At 59.5% G+C, this 19601-nt stretch carries 19 protein-coding genes; 11 read left to right on the forward strand and 8 right to left on the reverse strand.

Annotated features, from left to right (window positions below; translation table 11 throughout):
* Positions 1 to 217: 217 nt before the first annotated feature.
* Entirely contained in the window at positions 218 to 715 is a 498-nt protein-coding gene (locus J3P92_RS19355) for a hypothetical protein (RefSeq protein ID WP_434648715.1), read from the forward strand.
* A gap of 87 nt (positions 716 to 802) precedes the next feature.
* Here J3P92_RS19355 and J3P92_RS19360 read toward each other — a convergent pair whose 3' ends face one another.
* Positions 803 to 2020 (reverse strand): argininosuccinate synthase, encoded by a 1218-nt coding sequence (locus J3P92_RS19360; RefSeq protein WP_024779511.1) that lies wholly within the window; start codon positions 2018 to 2020, stop codon positions 803 to 805.
* Positions 2021 to 2148: 128 nt separating this feature from the next.
* Positions 2149 to 3147: a flagellar protein MotY gene (locus J3P92_RS19365; protein WP_434560295.1), complete on the reverse strand. Its 999-nt coding sequence runs from the start codon at positions 3145 to 3147 to the stop codon at positions 2149 to 2151.
* A gap of 188 nt (positions 3148 to 3335) precedes the next feature.
* Here J3P92_RS19365 and pyrC point away from each other — a divergent pair, with 188 nt between their 5' ends.
* Positions 3336 to 4382, forward strand: coding sequence for a dihydroorotase (gene pyrC / locus J3P92_RS19370; protein WP_420765223.1), 1047 nt, complete (start codon positions 3336 to 3338; stop codon positions 4380 to 4382).
* Positions 4379 to 5056, forward strand: a complete 678-nt coding sequence (rnt, locus tag J3P92_RS19375) for a ribonuclease T (RefSeq protein ID WP_420765224.1) — start codon at positions 4379 to 4381, stop codon at positions 5054 to 5056. Before pyrC ends, rnt begins: the two co-directional genes overlap by 4 nt.
* 101 nt (positions 5057 to 5157) lie before the next feature.
* On the opposite strand, the gene J3P92_RS19380 is transcribed toward rnt, so the two are convergent.
* Positions 5158 to 5760: a peroxiredoxin gene (locus tag J3P92_RS19380; protein ID WP_039591751.1), complete on the reverse strand. Its 603-nt coding sequence runs from the start codon at positions 5758 to 5760 to the stop codon at positions 5158 to 5160.
* 284 nt (positions 5761 to 6044) lie between these two features.
* On the opposite strand from J3P92_RS19380, the gene J3P92_RS19385 reads away from it, so the two are divergent.
* Complete coding sequence (locus J3P92_RS19385; protein ID WP_434648716.1) at positions 6045 to 6263, forward strand: bacterioferritin-associated ferredoxin; 219 nt, start codon at positions 6045 to 6047, stop codon at positions 6261 to 6263.
* Between the two features lie 198 nt (positions 6264 to 6461).
* Positions 6462 to 6935, forward strand: a complete 474-nt coding sequence (gene bfr / locus J3P92_RS19390; RefSeq protein ID WP_053124544.1) for a bacterioferritin — start codon at positions 6462 to 6464, stop codon at positions 6933 to 6935.
* A gap of 98 nt (positions 6936 to 7033) precedes the next feature.
* Here bfr and grxD read toward each other — a convergent pair whose 3' ends face one another.
* From grxD to J3P92_RS19405, 3 genes are all read right to left on the reverse strand, one after another.
* Positions 7034 to 7375, reverse strand: a complete 342-nt coding sequence (gene grxD / locus J3P92_RS19395; RefSeq protein ID WP_186569763.1) for a Grx4 family monothiol glutaredoxin — start codon at positions 7373 to 7375, stop codon at positions 7034 to 7036.
* Between the two features lie 100 nt (positions 7376 to 7475).
* The gene (locus J3P92_RS19400; protein ID WP_434648718.1) at positions 7476 to 9584 is read right to left on the reverse strand and encodes a molybdopterin oxidoreductase family protein; all 2109 of its coding nucleotides are present in this window, start codon (positions 9582 to 9584) and stop codon (positions 7476 to 7478) included.
* 131 nt (positions 9585 to 9715) lie between these two features.
* On the reverse strand, positions 9716 to 10003 hold the full coding sequence (locus J3P92_RS19405; RefSeq protein WP_420765227.1) for a hypothetical protein: 288 nt from the start codon (positions 10001 to 10003) through the stop codon (positions 9716 to 9718).
* A 402-nt stretch (positions 10004 to 10405) separates the two neighbouring features.
* On the opposite strand from J3P92_RS19405, the gene argF reads away from it, so the two are divergent.
* Together argF and J3P92_RS19415 are read left to right on the forward strand one after the other, a co-directional pair.
* On the forward strand, positions 10406 to 11326 hold the full coding sequence (gene argF / locus J3P92_RS19410; protein ID WP_434560299.1) for an ornithine carbamoyltransferase: 921 nt from the start codon (positions 10406 to 10408) through the stop codon (positions 11324 to 11326).
* On the forward strand, positions 11323 to 12432 hold the full coding sequence (locus J3P92_RS19415; protein ID WP_434560301.1) for an ABC transporter ATP-binding protein: 1110 nt from the start codon (positions 11323 to 11325) through the stop codon (positions 12430 to 12432). The genes argF and J3P92_RS19415 overlap by 4 nt, the downstream gene beginning before the upstream one ends.
* A 52-nt stretch (positions 12433 to 12484) precedes the next feature.
* On the opposite strand, the gene J3P92_RS19420 is transcribed toward J3P92_RS19415, so the two are convergent.
* Positions 12485 to 13267, reverse strand: coding sequence for a PhzF family phenazine biosynthesis protein (locus J3P92_RS19420; protein ID WP_420765230.1), 783 nt, complete (start codon positions 13265 to 13267; stop codon positions 12485 to 12487).
* A gap of 148 nt (positions 13268 to 13415) precedes the next feature.
* The gene (gene ybaK / locus J3P92_RS19425) at positions 13416 to 13886 is read right to left on the reverse strand and encodes a Cys-tRNA(Pro) deacylase (protein ID WP_420765231.1); all 471 of its coding nucleotides are present in this window, start codon (positions 13884 to 13886) and stop codon (positions 13416 to 13418) included.
* A 321-nt stretch (positions 13887 to 14207) separates the two neighbouring features.
* Between ybaK and J3P92_RS19430 the strand changes: the two genes are divergently transcribed.
* From J3P92_RS19430 to glpD, 4 genes are all read left to right on the forward strand, one after another.
* A complete protein-coding gene (locus J3P92_RS19430) occupies positions 14208 to 15059 on the forward strand; it encodes an MIP/aquaporin family protein (protein ID WP_434648720.1) in 852 nt (283 codons plus the stop codon).
* An 84-nt stretch (positions 15060 to 15143) separates the two neighbouring features.
* Positions 15144 to 16649: a glycerol kinase GlpK gene (gene glpK, locus J3P92_RS19435; protein WP_420765234.1), complete on the forward strand. Its 1506-nt coding sequence runs from the start codon at positions 15144 to 15146 to the stop codon at positions 16647 to 16649.
* An 85-nt stretch (positions 16650 to 16734) separates the two neighbouring features.
* Positions 16735 to 17490 carry a DeoR/GlpR family transcriptional regulator gene (locus J3P92_RS19440; RefSeq protein ID WP_420765235.1) on the forward strand — a complete coding sequence of 252 codons (756 nt, stop codon included), beginning with the start codon at positions 16735 to 16737 and terminating at the stop codon, positions 17488 to 17490.
* 225 nt (positions 17491 to 17715) lie between these two features.
* A complete protein-coding gene (gene glpD, locus J3P92_RS19445; protein ID WP_420765236.1) occupies positions 17716 to 19254 on the forward strand; it encodes a glycerol-3-phosphate dehydrogenase in 1539 nt (512 codons plus the stop codon).
* The last annotated feature ends 347 nt before the right edge of the window (positions 19255 to 19601 follow it).

Raw genomic sequence — 19601 nt, forward strand, 5'->3', positions numbered from 1 at the left:
GGGAAAAGCATTTCCCTCATAAAAAGTTACCGATTTATTTATAGACAAACCGCAAAAGTTTAGCTCGGAAGATTCAGTTTTCTGTATAAAAAAGACTCCACTTACCAGCACACGAAAGAGAACGCTGCCCGATCGCAGGGTTATTCTAGCGGCCCGGCAATTTCATTATTCGATCAACTCAAACATTCGAGCACACTATTACTTATGAGCACTCACCATGAAAAGATCATTAAGAACCATCGCCAACCCCCTGACACTGATCGCTGTATTCGCAACGATCTCCGAAACTTCCGCAGCTATTTCCCTGCCGTTTCTGGATGATGAAGAGCGAGAGTACTATGTATGGTTCCTCATCAGCTTCCCGTTTTACCTGTTATTTCTTTTTTTTATCACGCTCAACTTCAACTACCGTTCCTTGTACTCGCCCTCGGATTTCCACAAGACCAAGCACTTCATAAGGGGTGCGGCTGAGTCATCCTGTCGGCGTAGACGTAGATCACGCCAAGGAAGCAAGGCTGATTTCCTGTCGCAGTTTTATCAATGGAATAAGTGCACGGCTCTGGACGATGCGTTCAAGCACACTTCATCCCACCCGTCGGTCGACATGTATTGGGCTAAGGACTCGGGACGGCGTCTTGAGGGCAAGACCATCATCGTCTTCGTTGTTTACAACGGGAACGGCGCAGGGACACTGCCGGATAAACAGGCGGGGTGAGCCATAAGGGAAACGGCTGCAGCGACACACGGGACGGGGAAATAACAGAAAACGGCCTGCCATGCGGCAGGCCGTTTTCGGATTGCATCAGAACAGCTTGCGACCCTTGTTCGCCGCGATGCGCATGCGCAGGGCGTTGAGCTTGATGAAGCCGGCCGCGTCGGCCTGGTTGTAGGCACCACCGTCTTCTTCAAAAGTGGCGATGTTGGCATCGAACAGCGAGTCGTCGGACTTGCGCCCGGTCACGATCACGTTGCCCTTGTACAGCTTCAGGCGCACGACACCGTTCACGTTGACCTGGGAGGCATCGATCATCTGTTGCAGCATCAGACGCTCAGGGCTCCACCAGTAGCCGGTGTAGATGAGGCTGGCGTACTTGGGCATCAACTCATCCTTCAAGTGAGCCACTTCGCGATCCAGGGTGATCGATTCGATCGCCCGGTGGGCGCGCAGCATGATGGTGCCGCCTGGGGTTTCGTAGCAACCACGGGACTTCATACCGACATAGCGGTTCTCGACGATGTCGAGGCGACCGATGCCGTGTTCGCCACCGATGCGGTTCAGGGTCGCCAGCACAGTGGCCGGGCTCATTTCCACGCCATCGAGCGCAACGATGTCGCCATTGCGATAGGTCAGTTCCAGGTATTGCGGGGTATCGGGAGCCTTCTCGGGGGAGACGGTCCAACGCCACATGTCTTCTTCGTGCTCGGTCCAGGTGTCTTCCAGCACGCCGCCTTCATAGGAGATGTGCAACAGGTTGGCATCCATCGAGTACGGAGATTTTTTCTTGCCATGACGCTCGATCGGGATCGCGTGCTTCTCGGCGTAGTCCATCAGCTTTTCACGGGACAGCAAGTCCCACTCGCGCCATGGAGCAATGACCTTCACGCCCGGCTTGAGGGCATAGGCACCCAGCTCGAAACGTACCTGGTCGTTGCCCTTGCCGGTCGCCCCATGGGAAATGGCATCGGCACCAGTTTCGTTGGCGATTTCGATCAAGCGCTTGGCAATCAGCGGACGGGCGATGGACGTGCCCAGCAGGTATTCGCCTTCGTAAACAGTGTTGGCGCGGAACATCGGGAAGACGAAGTCGCGGACGAATTCTTCGCGCAGGTCATCGATATAGATCTCTTTGACGCCCATGGCCTGGGCCTTGGCGCGTGCAGGCTCGACTTCCTCGCCCTGTCCCAGGTCAGCGGTGAAGGTCACCACTTCGCAGTTATATGTGTCCTGCAGCCACTTGAGGATCACCGAAGTGTCCAGGCCGCCGGAATACGCCAGAACGACCTTGTTTACGTCCGCCATGCCATCACTCCACGGGTTGTACGGAAAGCCGGCAAGTCTAACGTCCACCGCGGATAATTTACAGAGGCGCGACAGCTTATGACGACGAAGCGACAGATTATGTCAGCTGCGCGACGATCAAGGCGCGATCAGGAAGTGCGCGCAGTAGCCGCAGCAGGCGTAGCCGCCTTGGCCGGGGCCACTGGCGTCGCCGGCTTGCCCGGCGCGGCAGCGGGCGCCACGGCAGGCACCGCAGGCGTTGTCGCAGGGGTTGGCGGCTGTGGGGCCGAGGCCGGTGCGGCGCCCCGCTCCAGTTTTACCAGCACACGACGGTTCTTGGCCCGATTGGCGGCGTTGGTATTGGGCACCAGCGGATAACGCTCGCCATGGAAGCGAACGGTGAACTGGGACTCCTGGAAGCCGTTGGCCTTGAAGAAGTCCTGGACGGCCAGGGCCCGGCGGCGCGACAGCTCGCGGTTGGTCAGGCGGTTGCCACTGTTGTCGGAGTGGCCGTCGAGTTCGACATGATTGACGCTCGGGTCAGCCTTGATGAAGTCAAGCATGACCTGCAACTGAGCCTTGGCCTGGGCGTCGAGCTCGATGCCTTCGCCGGGAAAACCGATCTGGGTTTGCTTGATCTGTTCGAAGTTCTTCGGCAACAGCTTCGCGACACAGCCCTGGTAATCGCTGAACGCCTTGTTGAAGCGCACGGGCAACAACCGGACTTCCGACACCCGCCCATCGTCGGTGTTACGCCGCACCACGGGGCTGCGACCTTCCATCAGCCCGCTGATCAAGCGGCCCGCCTGCACCTGGGAGCTGTTGAACAGCACATCGCCGCTACCGATCCTGACCGAGCCCAGGTTGATATCGCCTCGTCCTGGCTGCCAGGGCGCCGCCGCCGCCAGCAACGTCGCGGAGCCGCCACCGAGCATCGGGTTATAGGCCTTGAGCCGGAACGTGGCCTGCTCGCCCGCCTTGCGCACGAATTCGCCGCTGCCAAAATCGGTGATCGGCTGACTCAGCCGACACTCGAACTTATCGCCTTCGACCGTCCACTCAATGCTCTCCAGACGGGTCTGGAAAGTGAGCGCCATCGCAGGAAGGCTGGCAAACACACTGAGCAAGGCTAGATAACGCTGGCGCACGGGAGGCTCCACTGGCTTTTATACGGAAATCGAAAAACGCTGGGCATGCCGCTTGGCCTAGACACTGCACGCAATCGTGGCACACCTGAAGGGGCTATCGGTAACTTGCGGCAAAACTTGATAGCGGGTGCCCGGATCGGTCTTTTCCGGTAGCATTCGCCAGAGATTTACCCGCCTGGAAGCCCCCCATGTCCGACCGCCTGACCCTGCTGCGTCCCGACGACTGGCATATTCATCTTCGCGATGGTGCTGTGTTGACCCATACCGTCGCCGATGTCGCGCGCACTTTTGGCCGCGCCATCATCATGCCTAACCTGGTTCCGCCCGTGCGTAACGCTGCCGAGGCCGATGGCTATCGCCAGCGCATCCTGGCTGCACGCCCGGCTGGCAGCCGCTTCGAACCGCTGATGGTGCTTTACCTCACCGACCGCACCCAGCCCGAAGAAATACGCGAGGCCAAGGCCAGTGGTTTCGTCCACGCGGCCAAGTTGTACCCCGCTGGCGCCACCACCAACTCGGATTCCGGTGTCACCAGCATCGACAAGATCTTCCCTGCGCTGGAGGTCATGGCCGAAGTCGGCATGCCATTGTTGATCCATGGCGAGGTCACCCGGGGCGACGTCGATGTGTTCGACCGCGAGAAGATCTTCATCGACGAACACATGCGTCGCGTCGTCGAACGCTTCCCGACGCTGAAGGTGGTGTTCGAGCACATCACCACCGGCGATGCCGTGCAATTCGTCAACGAGGCCTCGGCCAACGTCGGCGCGACCATTACCGCACACCACCTGCTGTACAACCGCAACCACATGCTGGTGGGCGGGATCCGGCCGCATTTCTACTGCCTGCCGATCCTCAAGCGCAACACCCATCAGGAAGCCTTGCTGGACGCCGCCACCAGCGGCAGCGCCAAGTTCTTCCTGGGCACCGACTCGGCGCCCCACGCCCGTCACGCCAAGGAAGCCGCCTGCGGTTGCGCCGGCTGTTACACCGCCTACGCCGCCATCGAGATGTATGCCGAGGCATTCGAGCAGCGCAACGCCCTGGACAAGCTCGAAGGTTTCGCCAGCCTGCATGGCCCACGCTTCTATGGCCTGCCGGTGAACACCGATCGTATTACCCTGGTTCGCGATGAGTGGACCGCCCCTGCCAGCCTGCCGTTTGGCGAGCAGACTGTCATCCCGCTGCGCGCCGGTGAAAAACTGCGCTGGCGCCTGCTGGAGGAAAACGCGTGAGTGAAGATCATTTCGATGACGAACTGGACGGCAACGGCGGCTCAGGCGGCCCGCGCCATCCAATGGCGGCTCGCTTCCGGGGTTATCTGCCGGTCGTGGTCGATGTAGAAACCGGCGGTTTCAACTCGGCCACCGATGCGCTGCTGGAAATCGCCGCGACGACCATCGGCATGGACGAGAAAGGCTTCGTCTTCCCCGACCACACCTATTTCTTCCGGGTCGAACCGTTCGAAGGCGCCAACATCGAAGCGGCTGCCCTGGAGTTCACCGGGATCAAGCTCGATCATCCGCTGCGCATGGCCGTCAGCGAAGAGACCGCGCTGACCGACATCTTCCGTGGTGTGCGCAAGGCGCTGAAGGCCAACGGTTGCAAGCGAGCGATCCTGGTTGGCCACAACAGCAGCTTCGACCTGGGCTTCCTCAATGCCGCCGTGGCGCGCCTGGACATGAAGCGCAACCCTTTCCATCCGTTCTCCAGCTTCGACACGGCCACCCTTGCAGGCCTGGCGTATGGCCAGACCGTGTTGGCCAAGGCGTGCCAGGCAGCCGACATCGATTTCGATGGCCGTGAAGCCCATTCGGCCCGCTACGACACCGAGAAAACCGCCGAGCTGTTTTGCGGCATCGTCAACCGGTGGAAGGAAATGGGTGGCTGGCAGGATTTCGACGACTGACATCAGCCTGGCTCTTTGTGGCAAGGGATCTGTGCTGCGCCAAGAAACGTCCATAAAAAACCGGCCCATCGAGGGCCGGTTTTTTTTATGCATGGGTGCGCTTACAGCTTGTCGCTGTGCTCGCCCAGGTACGCAGCTACGCCTTCAGGCGATGCGGTCATGCCCTTGTCGCCTTTTTTCCAGTTGGCCGGGCAGACTTCGCCATGCTCTTCGTGGAACTGCAGGGCGTCAACCAGACGGATCAGCTCTTCCATGTTACGTCCCAGCGGCAGGTCGTTGATGATCTGCGAACGGACCACGCCTTTGTCGTCGATCAGGAACGCGCCACGGAAGGCCACGCCGCCTTCGGACTCAACGTCGTAGGCCTTGGCGATTTCGTGCTTCATGTCGGCAGCCATGGTGTATTTCACCGGGCCAATGCCACCGGCATTGATGGCGGTGTTGCGCCAGGCGTTGTGGGTGAAGTGCGAGTCGATCGAAACGGCGACCACTTCAACGTTGCGCGCCTTGAAGTCGTCCATGCGGTGATCCAGTGCGATCAGCTCGGACGGGCAAACGAAAGTGAAGTCCAGCGGGTAGAAGAACACCAGGCCGTATTTGCCTTTGATGGCCGAGGACAGGGTGAAGCTGTCGACGATTTCGCCATTGCCGAGGACGGCGGGAACGGTGAAGTCAGGGGCTTGTTTGCCTACGAGTACGCTCATTGGATATCTCCTGGTGTAGTAACGTGAAAACAAGGTCCGCGCCAGCCTGCCACCCTCAGGCGACAGCCCTGTGACACGAACCCGCTTTGCAAGGACCGACCATCATACACCGCACGTTTGGCCTGTCCTCAACGGTTTTTTGGCGGCCCTGGAAATCCGATGCCCGCTTGATGGCAGGCGCTCGACACCGTTCGTCAACCAGCGCAGGAAACCACTTTGACAATCATTCTCGTTAACATTAAGATCCGTCTCAATTGAGTCACAACCAGCGACGGTTCTCACTTATGTATGTATGCCTCTGCACTGGCGTCACCGACGGACAAATCCGCGAAGCGATCTATGAGGGTTGCTGCAGCTACCGGGAAGTCCGCCAGGCCACCGGCGTAGCCAGCCAATGCGGCAAATGCGCCTGCCTCGCCAAGGAAGTGGTGCGTGAAACCCTCGCCAAAGTTCAGACCGTGCAAGCCTCGATCCCTTATCCGGCAGAATTTACGGCCGCATAAATCCAGATATTCAAAGAACCGGACTCAATGTCCGGTTTTTTTATGCCTGTAAATCAAATGGTTAGCTTCCAGACGCGGAACACAAACATTCTTATTCCGATTAATTTTCATTTATTATTCAATAACTTAGGTTTGACACTCGTAATAGCTCGGCTCAAACTCCGCCTTAATACACAGTTATCAGGGCAGGCCCTCATCATGAAAGGCGACATTACAGTCATCCAGCATCTCAACAAGATCCTTGCCAATGAGCTGGTCGCGATCAATCAGTACTTCTTGCATGCACGCATGTACGAGGATTGGGGCCTGAACAAGCTGGGCAAGCACGAGTACCACGAATCCATCGATGAAATGAAACATGCGGACAAGCTGATCAAGCGAATCCTGTTTCTCGAAGGCCTGCCGAACGTCCAGGACCTGGGCAAGCTGCACATCGGCGAACATACTCGTGAAATGCTCGAGTGCGACCTGCGCATCGAGCGCACCGGCCACGCCGACCTGAAAGCCGCCATTGCCCATTGCGAAAGCGTTGGCGACTTCGGTAGCCGCGAACTGCTGGAAGACATTCTCGAATCCGAGGAAGAGCACATCGACTGGCTCGAAACCCAGCTGGGCCTGATCGACAAGATCGGTCTGGAAAATTACCTGCAATCGCAGATGGGCGAAGAATAAGCGCCCTCGAAAGCAAGCCACTAAAAAGCCCCGCCCTCTTTCGAGGTGCGGGGCTTTTTATTGCCTGGATGGCCAGGCTCCTACAGTACTGCGGTCGATCAGGCTTCGGACTTGTTAGCCGCCGCTGCTTCCACAGCTGCCTTGATCGTAGACTGCAACGAACCGTCGGCGGCCATCTCAGTCATGATGTCACTGCCGCCGATCAGCTCACCGCCAACCCACAACTGTGGGAAGGTTGGCCAGTTGGCGTACTTGGGCAGGTTGGCGCGGATTTCCGGGTTCTGCAGGATGTCCACGTAGGCGAACTTCTCGCCACACGCCATCACCGCCTGAGCAGCCTTGGCCGAGAAGCCGCACTGTGGGGCGTTCGGCGAGCCTTTCATGTAGAGCAGGATGGTGTTGTTGGCAATCTGTTCTTTGATCGTTTCGATGATATCCACGGAGCACCTCGGCTTGAACTTTTGCGACTACAGATGTCGACACGGTGGCGCATTGTAACGGAAAGCCGAGCACCTTGCTCGGTCCGCCCCGGGGACAATTTTACGCAGCCGCCACCTTCACCGGAACACCGTTCAGCGCCGCGTTGCCGGATAACTCATCGAGCTGGCGCTCATCGGTCAGGTCGTTGGCGCTGGACCCAGGCTGTCCGCTGGCGATGGTCATCTGCACGCCAGGACGAGCATGCCCCCAACCGTGAGGAAGGCTGACCACGCCTTTCATCATGTCCGGGCTGCTCTGGACCTCCACTTCAATCACGCCGACCCGGGAGCTGACCTTCACGCGCTGCCCATCGACAAGCCCCCGGCTGGCAAGGTCTTGCGGATGCATCAGCAATTGATGACGCGGCTTGCCTTTCACCAGCCGGTGGAAATTATGCATCCATGAGTTATTGCTGCGCACATGGCGCCGGCCAATCATCAGCAACTCGTCCGCTGCCGGCGCTCGCAACGCGGCAAAGCGCGCCAGGTCGGCGAGGATGACGGCGGGCGCAGCCTGCACGCGGCCATTTTCGGTTTTCAACCGGGCCGTCAGATTGGGCTTGAGCGCTCCGAGATCGATACCGTGGGGATGATCGAACAGCGTTGCCAAGGACAACCTGTAGGGCGAAGCATCGCCATACATCCCGGCTCGCAGGCCGAAATCGATCATCTGCGCCGGCGGCATCGTCGGCTTGAGCTCCTTGCCGGTCCGGGCGGCAAAAGCCTTGGCCAGGCCGACAAAAATCTCCCAATCGTGCAGCGCTCCCTCGGGCTTGGGCAGGATGGCCCGGTTGAAGCGGCTGACGTTACGCACGGCGAACAGGTTGAACGTGGTGTCGTAATGATCATTTTCCAGGGCCGAGGTCGACGGCAGGATCAAGTCGGCGTAGCGCGTGGTTTCGTTGATGTACAAGTCGATGCTGACCATGAACTCAAGCCCATCCAGCGCTTGCTCGAGCTGCCGTCCGTTAGGCGTGGACAGCACGGGGTTGCCGGCCACGGTGACCAGCGCACGGATCTGCCCTTCGCCCCCGGTGAGCATTTCTTCGGCGAGGGTCGATACAGGCAACTCGCCCGCATATTCGGGACGCCCGGATACACGGCTTTGCCAGCGATTGAAGTGCCCGCCCGAAGTGGTCGCCACCAAATCCACCGCTGGCTCGGTGCACAGTGCCCCGCCTACTCGATCAAGATTGCCGGTCACCAGGTTGATCACCTGGATCAGCCAGTGGCACAGCGTGCCGAAAGCCTGGGTCGAAACACCCATCCTGCCATAGCACACGGCCGACGGCGCGGCAGCGAAATCACGGGCCAATTGGCGGATCTGCGGGGCAGGCACCCCACAAAGCGGGCTCATGGCCTCTGCGGTGAAAGGTGCAACGGCCTGGCGCACCTCTTCGAGGCCGTCCACCGGCAAATGACTGTCACGCGTCAGTCCTTCGCTGAACAAGGTGCCAAGCAAGCCAAACAGCAGCGCGGCATCGCCGCCGGGGCGTACGAATACATGCTGGTCGGCGATGGCCGCCGTCTCGCTGCGCCGCGGATCGACCACCACCACCCGGCCGCCCCGGGACTGGATTGCCTTCAGCCGTTTCTCCACATCCGGCACGGTCATGATGCTGCCATTGGAAGCCAGCGGATTACCCCCCAGGATCAGCATGAAATCGGTGTGATCGATGTCCGGTATCGGCAGCAGCAAGCCGTGACCGTACATCAAGTGACTGGTCAGGTGATGGGGCAATTGATCAACCGAAGTCGCCGAAAAGCGGCTGCGGGTTTTCAACAAGCCGAGGAAATAGTTGCTGTGGGTCATCAATCCATAGTTGTGCACGCTGGGGTTGCCCTGATAGACCCCCACCGCGTTCTGGCCGTGGCGCTCCTGGATCGCCGCAAGGCGTTCGGCCACCAAGGCAAAGGCGTCGTCCCAGGCGATGGGCTGCCACTCGCCGCCGACTCGTTGCATGGGCTGGCGCAGGCGGTCCGGATCGTTCTGGATATCCTGCAACGCCACGGCCTTGGGGCAGATGTGCCCACGACTGAAACTGTCCAGCGGATCACCCTTGATCGAGGTGATCGCCAGGCCTTGGCCTTCGGTTTCGGTGGTTTCGAGAGTCAGGCCACAGATGGCCTCGCACAGATGGCACGCACGGTGATGGAGGGTCTTGGTCATGGCCAGCCTCTGTTTTATTCGTAGCGGGCACTTTGGGCCGCGGGAACAAAACTATGGCGCGGGATGCCCGGTAGCGCCAGCGACGTTCGTCCTGTGAATCGCCAGGCATCAGGCCCGCCGATGTGTCGCTGTCAAGGCTGCTCGGGAGGAGGCGCCAGCAGTTGGATTTCCTCGATGGTCTGCACTTCCTCCTGGGCCATGGGCACCCCGGTCAACTCGCCAATCAAGCGCCAGTGCTCATCGAGACCACCGCTGATCGTGGCCATCCGATCGATCATGCGGCGCCCCGCCGCCTTGGTCACTTCGTCATCGCTGCGCAGCAATTCGAATGACATGGACGTCACCGAAGCGGTCAGGTGGGTCAGGGTGCGTGCCGTCAGCCCCAACAGTTCCATCAGTCGTTGCTCTTTCGAATCCATTTCGGGGCTCCTGCGGCTAGGGGTTCATTTATAACTCAGGGTCCTGCATTAGGAAATATTTCACATTTGGCAACAGACCGACGACCCGGGCCAGCGGGTCAAAAACCGACCGCCAACCACCCGATGCCCGCCCTGCTCGATTGCCAAGCGACGCAACGCCAGTGTACAAATGAACCCGCTGCTGTCAGGAAACCGGCCTCAACCACGCCAATGCAACTCTGCATTGGCCTCGCTGAAATCCCTCATAACCGTAGCCCTATTGGTAAGACGCGACATTTAATGTCAATATCGCGCCTTTCCCCTATTTCGTCGCCCCGTGCGGCTTTTGCCGCAGGTCTCGCCCGTTTTTCCATGAAACAAGGCTCTGAGCATCTGCGGTCCGTTACAAAAAGGTAGTCAATCATGAGCGCAAGGCACTTTCTCTCCCTGATGGATTTCACGCCCGATGAGTTGCTCGCCGTGATCCGTCGAGGCGTTGAGCTCAAGGACCTGCGTAAACGCGGCGTACTGTTCGAGCCCTTGAAAAACCGTGTGCTGGGGATGATTTTCGAGAAGTCATCCACGCGCACGCGCATCTCTTTCGAAGCCGGCATGATCCAGCTTGGCGGCCAGGCGATTTTCCTGTCGCCCCGCGACACTCAACTGGGACGTGGCGAGCCGATCAGCGATTGCGCCATTGTCATGTCGAGCATGCTCGACGCCGTGATGATCCGTACCTTTGCCCACAGCACCCTGACCGAATTCGCCGCCTATTCCCGCGTGCCGGTGATCAACGGCCTATCCGACGATCTGCACCCTTGCCAGCTGTTGGCCGACATGCAGACCTTCCTCGAGCACCGCGGCTCGATCCAGGGCAAAACCGTTGCCTGGGTCGGCGATGGCAACAACATGTGCAACAGCTATATAGAAGCGTCGATGCAATTCGACTTCCAGCTACGGATCGCTTGCCCTGAAGGCTATGACCCGGATGCAGAACTGCTCGCCAAGGCCGGGGACCGGGTGTCGCTGGTCCGTGATCCGAAGCTGGCCGTGGCCGGCGCGCACCTGGTGAGCACCGACGTCTGGACCTCCATGGGCCAGGAAGAGGAAGCCGCCAAGCGCGTCAAGCTGTTCGCGCCGTTGCAAGTCACACGGGCCCTGCTCGACCTGGCGGACGCCGAGGTGCTGTTCATGCATTGCCTACCCGCCCATCGCGGCGAGGAAATCAGCCTCGACCTGCTGGAAGACCCGCGATCCGTCGCTTGGGACCAGGCAGAAAACCGTCTCCACGCACAGAAGGCCCTGCTCGAATTCCTCGTCGAGCCGGCGTATCACCACGCATGAGTCACTCCTTGTTACTGAATCTGCATAACCTGGCCTGCGGGTACCAGGACCAGCGAGTCGTCCAGAACCTCAACCTGCACCTCAATGCGGGCGACATCGGCTGCTTGCTGGGCTCGTCCGGGTGCGGCAAGACCACGACCCTGCGGGCCATCGCCGGTTTCGAACCGGTACACGAAGGCGAGATCCAGTTGGCCGGGGAAATCATTTCCCGCGCGGGTTTCACCTTGGCCCCGGAAAAACGTCGCATCGGCATGGTATTCCAAGACTATGCACTGTTCCCGCACCTCAGCGTCGCCGAGAACATGGCATTCGGCATTCGTAAACACCCTGGCAAGAACCGTGTGGTCGAAGAGCTGCTGGAACTGGTCAACCTGAAGAACCTCGGTAAACGTTTTCCCCATGAGCTCTCCGGAGGCCAGCAACAACGCGTGGCGCTCGCCAGGGCATTGGCGCCCGAGCCGCAATTGCTGCTGCTCGACGAGCCCTTCTCCAACCTCGATGGCGAGCTGCGACGCAAGCTCAGCCATGAGGTGCGGGACATCCTCAAGGCTCGCGGCACCAGCGCGATTCTGGTGACCCATGACCAGGAAGAAGCCTTCGCCGTGAGTGATCATGTCGGCGTATTCCGGGAGGGTCGGCTGGAACAGTGGGATACGCCCTACAACCTTTACCACGAACCCCTGACGCCTTATGTCGCCAGCTTTATCGGCCAGGGCTATTTCATCCGAGGCCAGCTCGACAGCCCGGAATCAGTGCAGACCGAATTGGGGACGCTACGGGGAAACCGGGCCTATACCTGGCCCATCGGCAGCGCCGTGGATGTGCTGCTGCGCCCGGACGATATCGTCTACGCGCCTGACAGCCCGCTCACGGCTACCATCGTCGGTAAGACTTTTCTGGGCGCTTCGACCTTGTATCGCCTGCAATTGCCGACGGGTGCGCAACTGGAATCGATTTTCCCAAGCCACGCCGACCATCAGGTCGGGGCGACTGTCGGTATTCGCGTGGCCGCCGAACACCTGGTGCTGTTCCAGGCCTCGGGCAGTACGGCAGCGCATTTGCCGTCGATAGACAGCGGCGTGCGACGGCATAGCGTCGCCAACTGACGCTACACCCTGTGGGAGCGAGCACGCGCGCCCCCACAGAACCTCATTGACCTCAACCGACTGATAGGGTCCCGCTGGCCACCAACGTGGCATGCCCACCGATCTTCACCCGGTCACCTTCCAGCCGGCAGAACAATGCCCCTCCCCTTGCCGAGCATTGATACGCCGTCAGCCCGAGCTTGTTCAGCCGCTTGGACCAGTAGGGAATAAGGCTGCAATGAGTCGACCCGGTGACCGGATCCTCATTGATACCAATCGCCGGAGCAAAATAGCGCGAGACGAAATCGTGCTTGCTTCCCGGCGCGGTCACGATCGCGCCAGGCCATGGCAGTTTCGCGAGGGCCGCCATGTCCGGCTTGCATTCGAGCACCGCCTGCTCCGACTCCAATACCACGAACAATTCGTTGGAACTCAGCACATCCACCGCCTCGACACCCAAGGCACTCTGGACCGCCAGGGACGCGCCCAATTCAGCCGGCACGATGGCAGGGAAATCCAACCACAGCCGTTCGCCCTCGCGCGTGACGCTCAGCGCTCCGGATTTGCAGATGAAGTCCAGCCGCTCCACGGTTTCGTGATAGACCTCGAACAACACATAAGCGCTGGCCAACGTGGCATGACCACACAAGGGCACCTCGGTGGTCGGGGTGAACCAGCGGATATGCCAGTGCTGGTTTTCGCGCACCAAAAACGCGGTTTCAGCCAGGTTATGTTCGGCGGCAATCTTTTGCATCAGGTCATCGGCAAGCCAGGCATCGAGCCGATAGACCATCGCCGGGTTACCGCCAAAGGGCCGGTCACTGAACGCATCGACCTGATGAAACGCAAGCTGCATGGCACATCTCCTTTTTTATGATGCGTGAGCATGAGCTGCGCAGGCACCGTTTATCCAGTGACAGATCGACACAATTTTCGCCTTACACATTGAAAGGTTGGACGCCTGGACGGTTGGAAAGATTCATCCTGGCAGAGGCGCTTGCTCCTCACCCGCGGCCAATATCCGCAAACGCCGCTCCGGTATGCTCCGCCAGCAACGCGGGCGCCAACTCCACCTCCAGGCCTCGTCTTCCCGCGCTGACGAACACAGTGGGGAACGGCTGTGCGGATGAGTCGATAAACGTGCGCAGGCGCTTCTTCTGTCCCAGCGGACTGATGCCCCCCAGCAAATAACCTGTCGAACGCTGCGCGGCGGCTGGATCGGCCATCTCGACTTTCTTTACCCCGGCCGCATGGGCCAGCGCTTTGAGGTCCAAACTCCCGGCGACCGGCACCACCGCCACCAGCAATTCACCTTTCTCGCTCGCGGCCAACAGCGTCTTGAACACTCGCGCCGGTTCCAGAGCCAGTTTCTCTGCGGCTTCCAGACCATAGGACGCGGCCTTGGGGTCATGTTCGTAACTGTGAATACGATGTTCGGCACGCACTTTTTTCAGCAGATCCAATGCGGGGGTCATGACCGCTCCTGACAGGGAAACAACAAAAAGAGTGGCGAGAATTCTAAGCGATCCCCAGGCAAAAGGCTGCGCAGACCGCCGATGTCGACGCCGCGCCACGCCGGAAAAATTCATTCATGGAACGAATAATCCTAATATGACCGACGGTTCACTTTCGACCTTTGACAGCGGCGTTTCTTGTCTATATTTTTTCGAAACTGAAAGCAGAAACGCGTGTCTCAAGCAACACCCCGAGCGCAGGATGGGGATCCGGCACTCGGCGAAAAGGCGACGACGGGTTGTTTTCCGCCGCGCAGGACAACAAAAAGAACCGAGGTTTGAATGACGACTGCTTTACAACAACCTTCGCTCTCCAGCCAATGCCTGGCGGAGTTCCTGGGTACGGCCCTGTTGATTTTTTTCGGCACCGGTTGCGTTGCAGCGCTCAACGTCGCGGGCGCCAGTTTCGGCTTGTGGGAAATCAGCATCATCTGGGGCGTCGGTGTCAGCATGGCGATTTATCTCAGCGCGGGCATTTCCGGCGCACACCTGAATCCCGCCGTCAGCATCGCCCTGTGCATTTTCACTGACTTCGAAAAACGCAAACTGCCTTTCTATATCGTTTGCCAAGTGACCGGCGCGTTCTGCGGCGCACTGCTGGTCTACACGCTGTACAGCAATTTGTTCTTCGATTTCGAACAGTCCCGCCACATGATCCGGGGCACCGTGGCCAGCCTCGAACTGGCGTCGGTATTCTCCACCTACCCCCACCCGGCACTGTCCACCGGCCAAGCTTTCCTGGTCGAGATGATCATCACCGCCATCCTGATGGGCGTGATCATGTCCCTGACCGATGATAACAACGGCCTGCCGCGCGGCCCGCTGGCGCCGCTGCTGATCGGCTTGCTGATCGCCGTGATCGGCAGTTCGATGGGACCACTGACAGGTTTCGCGATGAACCCGGCGCGGGATTTCGGTCCGAAATTGATGACTTTCTTCGCTGGCTGGGGTGAAATTTCACTCACCGGGGCGCGTGACATTCCATACTTCCTCGTACCGATTTTTGCGCCGATCCTTGGCGCATGCCTGGGTGCTGCTGCTTATCGCGGGCTCATCGCTCGCCACCTGCCCAGCGCCGTGGTTGCTGCAAAGGAGCCAGAGCCGGCCATTGATGGCAAGCCCAGAACGTCCTGAAACAGTCGGCGCGGGCGCCTGCCATTCGAGCCCCCGCCCTGGCCTCTTCCTTAATTACGTTACCTAAGTCCCAAGGCAATCGACATGACCGACATTGAGAATAAGAACTACATCATTGCCCTCGACCAGGGCACGACCAGCTCACGTGCCATTATTTTCGACCGTGACGCCAACGTGGTCTGCACGGCCCAACGAGAATTCGTCCAGCATTACCCACAGCCAGGCTGGGTCGAACACGATCCGATGGAGATCTTCGCCACCCAGAGCGCGGTCATGGTCGAAGCGCTTGCCCAGGCCGGGCTGCATCACGACCAGGTCGCCGCCATCGGCATCACCAACCAGCGCGAAACCACGGTGGTCTGGGACAAGTCGACCGGCAGGCCGATCTACAACGCCATTGTCTGGCAATGTCGGCGCAGCACTGAAATCTGCCAGCAGCTCAAGCGTGACGGCCATGAGCAATACATCAGCGAAGCCACCGGCCTGGTCACCGATCCGTATTTTTCCGGCACCAAGCTCAAGTGGATCCTGGATAACGTCGAAGGCAGCCGCGAGCGCGCACGCAACGGCGAGTTGCTGTTCGGCACCGTGGACAGCTGGCTGATCTGGAAATTTACCGGCGGCAAGGTCCATGTCACCGACTACACCAACGCCTCGCGCACCATGCTTTTCAACATCCATACGCTTGAGTGGGACGCGAAGATGCTCGACATCCTCAACATCCCTCGGGAAATGCTGCCGGAGGTCAAATCGTCCTCACAAATCTACGGCCGCACCAAGAGCGGCATCGCCATCGGCGGTATCGCCGGTGACCAGCAGGCCGCCCTGTTCGGCCAGATGTGCGTGGAACCGGGCCAGGCGAAAAACACCTACGGCACCGGCTGTTTCCTGCTGATGAATACCGGTGACAAAGCGGTCAAATCCAATCACGGCATGCTCACCACCATCGCCTGCGGCCCTCGCGGTGAAGTGGCCTATGCCCTGGAGGGCGCAGTGTTCAATGGCGGGTCTACCGTCCAATGGTTGCGCGATGAACTGAAGATCATCAACGATGCGCTCGACACCGAGTACTTCGCCAACAAGGTCAAGGACAGCAATGGGGTGTATCTGGTCCCGGCGTTCACTGGGCTGGGCGCGCCGTACTGGGACCCTTATGCCCGTGGCGCGCTGTTCGGCCTGACCCGTGGCGTGCGGGTCGATCATATTATCCGGGCCACGCTGGAATCCATCGCCTACCAGACCCGCGATCTGCTCGACGCCATGCAGCAAGACTCCGGCGAGCGCCTCAAGTCTTTGCGCGTGGACGGCGGCGCGGTGGCCAACAACTTCCTCATGCAATTCCAGGCGGATATCCTTGGCACCCAGGTCGAACGCCCAAAAATGCGCGAAACCACTGCCCTCGGTGCAGCGTACCTGGCCGGCTTGGCGTGCGGTTTCTGGAGCAGCCTGGAAGAACTGCGCGGCAAAGCGGTAATCGAGCGTGAGTTCGAACCGCAACTGGACGAGCAAGCCAAGGAAAAACTCTACGCCGGCTGGAAAAAAGCCGTCAGCCGCACCCGCGATTGGGAGCCCCACGAAGACGCCGAATAAGGCCCGTTAAAGTTCTGAAACTGGTCGGGAGGGGATTCCTGCGGCATCATGGGCAAATTTTGAATGGCAGCCCAAAGGAAGCCCCATGAATCTGCCTCCCCGCCAGCAACAAATCCTCGAACTGGTCCGCGAACGCGGCTATGTCAGCATCGAGGAAATGGCGCAATTATTCGTCGTCACCCCACAGACCATCCGCCGCGACATCAATCAATTGGCGGAAGCGAATCTGTTGCGCCGCTATCACGGCGGCGCGGCTTACGATTCAAGCGTGGAAAACACCGCCTACGCCATGCGCGCGGACCAGATGCGCGATGAGAAGCAACGCATCGCCGAAGCCATCGCCGCCCAGATTCCCGATCACGCGTCGCTGTTCATCAACATCGGCACCACCACCGAATCCATCGCCCGGGCGCTGCTCAATCACAACCACCTCAAAGTCATCACCAACAACCTGCACGTGGCGTCGATCCTCAGCGCCAAGGATGATTTCGAAGTCCTGATCGCCGGGGGCAATGTGCGACGCGACGGCGGCGTGGTTGGCCAGGCCAGTGTCGACTTCATCAGCCAGTTCAAGGTCGACTTCGCCCTGGTGGGCATCAGCGGCATCGATGAGGACGGAAGCCTGCTGGACTTCGATTACCAGGAAGTGCGGGTGTCCCAAGCCATCATCGCCAACGCTCGGCAGGTGCTGTTGGCAGCAGATTCCAGCAAATTCGGGCGCAACGCCATGGTCCGCCTGGGCCCGATCAGCCTGATCGATTGCCTGGTAACCGACCAGCAGCCCGTGCCAGCCCTGGCGCATCTGCTGACCCAGCACAAGATTCGATTGGAAGTGGTCTAGCTCCGCGCCCCATGCCCAGAACCCTGGTGGCGAGGGGGTCTATCCCCTCGCCACAGAAGCATTCCGCAATTCTCTTTTTGTTCGAAAATTTTCCTTTCGGCGGCATTCGATCAGTATTTTCAATCGAATCCAACTGGCCGTTGCCGTTTTTATGGGCTAGTATTTTTCGCAAATGAACATTAATGTTCGAATTCAAATATTTCGAAAAGAGCCCGAGGCCAGCCGATGCCCACTACCACCTTGCCTACGCCCCCTCTCGCAGAGATCTATGACATCGCCGTTATAGGCGGCGGCATCAATGGCGTGGGGATCGCTGCGGACGCGGCCGGTCGCGGCCTTTCGGTGTTCCTTTGCGAAAAGGACGACCTCGCCAGCCATACTTCTTCAGCCAGCAGCAAGCTGATACATGGCGGCCTGCGCTATCTCGAACATTATGAATTCCGCCTGGTGCGCGAAGCGCTGGCCGAGCGCGAAGTCCTCCTGGCCAAAGCCCCACACATCGTCAAGCAGATGCGCTTCGTGCTGCCCCATCGGCCGCACCTTCGCCCCGCCTGGATGATCCGCGCCGGCCTGTTCCTTTACGATCATCTGGGCAAGCGCGAGCAGCTCGCCGGCTCCAGGAGTTTGAAATTTGGCGCTGACAGCGTACTGAAAAGCGAAATCACCAAGGGCTTCGAATACTCGGACTGCTGGGTTGACGACGCCCGGCTGGTGGTACTCAACGCCATGGCGGCGCGGGAAAAAGGCGCCCACGTACATACCCGCACCCGCTGCGTCAGCGCCCGTCGCAGCAAGGGCCTTTGGCAGTTGCATCTGGAGCGTGCCGACGGCAGCCTGTTTTCGATCCAGGCCAAGGCCCTGGTCAACGCCGCCGGCCCGTGGGTGGCCAAGTTCATTCGTGACGACCTGAAGATGGAATCGCCTTACGGTATCCGCCTGATTCAGGGCAGCCACTTGATCGTTCCGAAACTCTACGAAGGCGAGCATGCGCATATTCTCCAGAACGAGGACCAGCGCATTGTCTTCACTATCCCCTACCTGAACCAGTTCACCCTGATCGGCACGACAGATCGCGAATACACCGGCGATCCGGCGAAGGTCGCGATTACCGAAGGCGAAACCGATTACCTACTGAAAGTGGTCAACGCCCACTTCAAGAAACAGGTCAGCCGCGACGACATCCTGCACAGTTATTCCGGCGTCCGGCCGTTGTGCAACGACGAGTCCGACAACCCTTCCGCCGTAACCCGGGATTACACCCTGGCGCTTTCTGCCGCAGGTCAAGAGGCGCCACTGCTTTCGGTATTCGGTGGCAAGCTGACCACTTACCGCAAGCTGGCCGAATCGGCGATGGCGCAACTGGCGCCATACTTTACGCAGATGCGTCCAAGCTGGACCGCCCTGGCAACCTTGCCGGGGGGCGAAAACATGACGACCCCGCAGGCGCTGTGCTCGGCGATTCGCGACAAGTTCGACTGGCTGCCGACCGACATCGCCCGCCGCTGGGCCACCACGTACGGCAGCCGCACCTGGCGCATGCTCGAAGGCGTACACAACCTCGTCGACCTGGGCGAGCACATCGGCGCAGGCCTCTACACCCGCGAAGTCGATTACCTGTGCAGCGACGAGTGGGCCATCGATGCCCAGGACATCCTCTGGCGCCGCAGCAAGCTGGGCTTGTTTACCACCGCCGCCGAGCAGGACAAGCTCCAGCAGTATCTGCAAAAGGTCGAGCACAATCGGCGCAAGATTGAAGCGGCGTGACAGTACCCGCAAGACCAAAAGCCCCTGAATCTACGATCTAGGGGCTTTTTGCATTTTGGAACACACCGCCTATCCCACGGATTAGTGGGGCTCAAGCCATTCGGTTTTCCGAACACGACCCAGCGGTCAGTTCGGCAAACCGGATAAACAAAAGACCAAAAAGCTGAAACAAAACCTTAATTTCCTTTAAAAACAACATGATAGTGATAGGCCACTGGCCTGGCACGAGTCATGCTCTACACTCGTGGAGACGAACGCCTGTTACGCCAACACAACAGGAGCTTTCAGGCATTCGAAGCACTCAGGGCCGGTGAACCGGCCGAATACAAAAAAAACAATGTCGAGGA

Source organism: Pseudomonas sp. D3-27 (assembly GCF_051132165.1).
Classification (GTDB): domain Bacteria; phylum Pseudomonadota; class Gammaproteobacteria; order Pseudomonadales; family Pseudomonadaceae; genus Aquipseudomonas.

Bases quoted from the DNA above. Each gene is read 5' to 3' on its own strand.
- J3P92_RS19355 (WP_434648715.1), top strand. From the start codon at position 218: ATGAAAAGATCATTAAGAACCATCGCCAACCCCCTGACACTGATCGCT.
- J3P92_RS19360 (WP_024779511.1), bottom strand. From the start codon at position 2,020: ATGGCGGACGTAAACAAGGTCGTTCTGGCGTATTCCGGCGGCCTGGAC.
- pyrC (WP_420765223.1), top strand. From the start codon at position 3,336: ATGTCCGACCGCCTGACCCTGCTGCGTCCCGACGACTGGCATATTCAT.
- J3P92_RS19380 (WP_039591751.1), bottom strand. From the start codon at position 5,760: ATGAGCGTACTCGTAGGCAAACAAGCCCCTGACTTCACCGTTCCCGCC.
- J3P92_RS19385 (WP_434648716.1), top strand. From the start codon at position 6,045: ATGTATGTATGCCTCTGCACTGGCGTCACCGACGGACAAATCCGCGAA.
- bfr (WP_053124544.1), top strand. From the start codon at position 6,462: ATGAAAGGCGACATTACAGTCATCCAGCATCTCAACAAGATCCTTGCC.
- J3P92_RS19400 (WP_434648718.1), bottom strand. From the start codon at position 9,584: ATGACCAAGACCCTCCATCACCGTGCGTGCCATCTGTGCGAGGCCATC.
- J3P92_RS19405 (WP_420765227.1), bottom strand. From the start codon at position 10,003: ATGGATTCGAAAGAGCAACGACTGATGGAACTGTTGGGGCTGACGGCA.
- argF (WP_434560299.1), top strand. From the start codon at position 10,406: ATGAGCGCAAGGCACTTTCTCTCCCTGATGGATTTCACGCCCGATGAG.
- J3P92_RS19415 (WP_434560301.1), top strand. From the start codon at position 11,323: ATGAGTCACTCCTTGTTACTGAATCTGCATAACCTGGCCTGCGGGTAC.
- J3P92_RS19420 (WP_420765230.1), bottom strand. From the start codon at position 13,267: ATGCAGCTTGCGTTTCATCAGGTCGATGCGTTCAGTGACCGGCCCTTT.
- ybaK (WP_420765231.1), bottom strand. From the start codon at position 13,886: ATGACCCCCGCATTGGATCTGCTGAAAAAAGTGCGTGCCGAACATCGT.
- J3P92_RS19430 (WP_434648720.1), top strand. From the start codon at position 14,208: ATGACGACTGCTTTACAACAACCTTCGCTCTCCAGCCAATGCCTGGCG.
- glpK (WP_420765234.1), top strand. From the start codon at position 15,144: ATGACCGACATTGAGAATAAGAACTACATCATTGCCCTCGACCAGGGC.
- J3P92_RS19440 (WP_420765235.1), top strand. From the start codon at position 16,735: ATGAATCTGCCTCCCCGCCAGCAACAAATCCTCGAACTGGTCCGCGAA.
- glpD (WP_420765236.1), top strand. From the start codon at position 17,716: ATGCCCACTACCACCTTGCCTACGCCCCCTCTCGCAGAGATCTATGAC.